Source organism: Vibrio sp. Vb0598, from assembly GCF_033338935.1.
GTDB classification, from domain to species: Bacteria; Pseudomonadota; Gammaproteobacteria; order Enterobacterales; family Vibrionaceae; genus Vibrio; species Vibrio alginolyticus.
In genome coordinates this window covers 1-1,668 of sequence record NZ_JAWOTP010000081.1, presented here as the reverse complement: position 1 = coordinate 1,668, position 1,668 = coordinate 1, and the positions used below count along the sequence as shown (strand labels likewise).

Here is a 1,668-nt window from a genome sequence, read left to right as displayed (position 1 = left end):
GGTCACGATTTTCGGTTCATTGATTTTTATTGTTGAAGGGCCAGAAAACGGGTTTACCAGTATTCCGAAAAGTATTTATTGGGCTATTGTGACCATAACCACCGTGGGATATGGAGATTTGGTTCCGCAAACTAACTTAGGTAAAGCGCTGGCATCTATAACCATGCTCTTGGGTTACTCGATTCTCGCGGTTCCGACAGGGATATTTACAGCTGAGCTACATCAAGAGATGCAATCCCACAAAGTACTGGTGAAGTGCCCTAATTGCTCTCAAGCTGGACATGACTCGGACGCTATCTACTGTAAACATTGTGGAAGCGAGTTGGCCGACCCGGACAAAAGAGTGGTTCGAGGTGAAGGTTAAAATAGAAGGTTAAAAAAAGAGCTCCTACTAAATAGGAGCTCTTTTTACGAAGTTTTGCAGATTACGCTTTTTCAGAAAGGATAATACGAAGCGTACGACGCAGTGGCTCGGCAGCCCCCCAAAGTAATTGGTCACCAACAGTGAACGCGTTTAGGAAATCATCGCCCATTGCCATCTTGCGCAGACGACCAACAGGAACTGACATAGTGCCGGTAACCTTCGCTGGCGTTAGCTCTTGAGCCGTGATGTCACGATCGTTTGGAATCACCTTCACCCAGTCATTGTGAGTTGCAATGATTTCTTCGATTTCATCCATCGGCACATTTTGCTTAAGCTTAATAGTCAAAGCTTGAGAGTGACAACGCATCGCACCGATACGCACACATGTACCATCGATAGGAACTGGAGCGCCTTGAGAACCAAGGATCTTGTTCGCTTCAACACCCGCTTTCCACTCTTCTTTACTCTGACCATTATCGCGCTTCACATCGATCCACGGGATCAACGAGCCAGCTAGTGGTACGCCGAACTTGTCTGTAGGGAATGACGCGCTGCGCATTGTGTCTGCAACTTTCTTGTCAATATCAAGAATTGAGCTTGCTGGATTTGCCAGTTCTGAACTTACTGCATCGTTGATAACGCCCATTTGAGAGATCAACTCACGCATGTTTTGCGCGCCAGCGCCAGAAGCCGCTTGGTAAGTCATCGCACTGGTCCATTCCACCAACCCTTTTTCAAACAGGCCACCAAGACCCATCAGCATCAGGCTAACGGTACAGTTACCACCTACAAAGGTGTTCGTGCCGCCATGAATACCATGTTGAATTTGTTTTAGGTTCACAGGGTCTAGCGTGATGATCGAATCTTCCGCCATACGCAGTGTTGAAGCTGCATCAATCCAGTAACCTTTCCAGCCTGCTTGACGAAGTGCTGGGTACACTTTTTCAGTGTAGCTGCCACCTTGACACGTAATGATCGCATCAAGCTGTTTTAAACTTTCGATATCAAAGGCATCTTGAAGCATACCTGCATCTTTTCCTAGATTAGGCGCAGGGATACCTACTTGAGAAGTGCTGTAGAAAACTGGTTCAATCAAGTCAAAGTCTTTTTCTTCGACCATACGCTGCATTAGAACCGAACCGACCATGCCGCGCCAACCAACTAAACCTACTCTCATCGCATTAACTCTCCATGTATATTTTTGAAACTTTCTCCATAGTTCAATTTTCGCCACAAAATCTCAAGCCCTAATTTGCAAATAAACACAACTTTTTTAACGTTTGCCGCGAATTTTTATAATCCCA

Annotated in this window: 2 protein-coding genes; one reads left to right on the top strand and one right to left on the bottom strand. The window is 45.7% G+C overall.

Features of this window, described 5'->3' with window-relative positions:
• Positions 1 to 364, top strand: a 364-nt coding sequence (locus R7Q38_RS23050; protein WP_318114416.1) for a potassium channel family protein, incomplete at its 5' end; no start/stop codon positions are given.
• A 61-nt stretch (positions 365 to 425) separates the two neighbouring features.
• Here the strand turns inward: R7Q38_RS23050 and asd are convergent.
• Positions 426 to 1,541, bottom strand: a complete 1,116-nt coding sequence (asd, locus tag R7Q38_RS23045) for an aspartate-semialdehyde dehydrogenase (protein ID WP_005479551.1) — start codon at positions 1,539 to 1,541, stop codon at positions 426 to 428.
• Positions 1,542 to 1,668 lie beyond the last annotated feature (127 nt).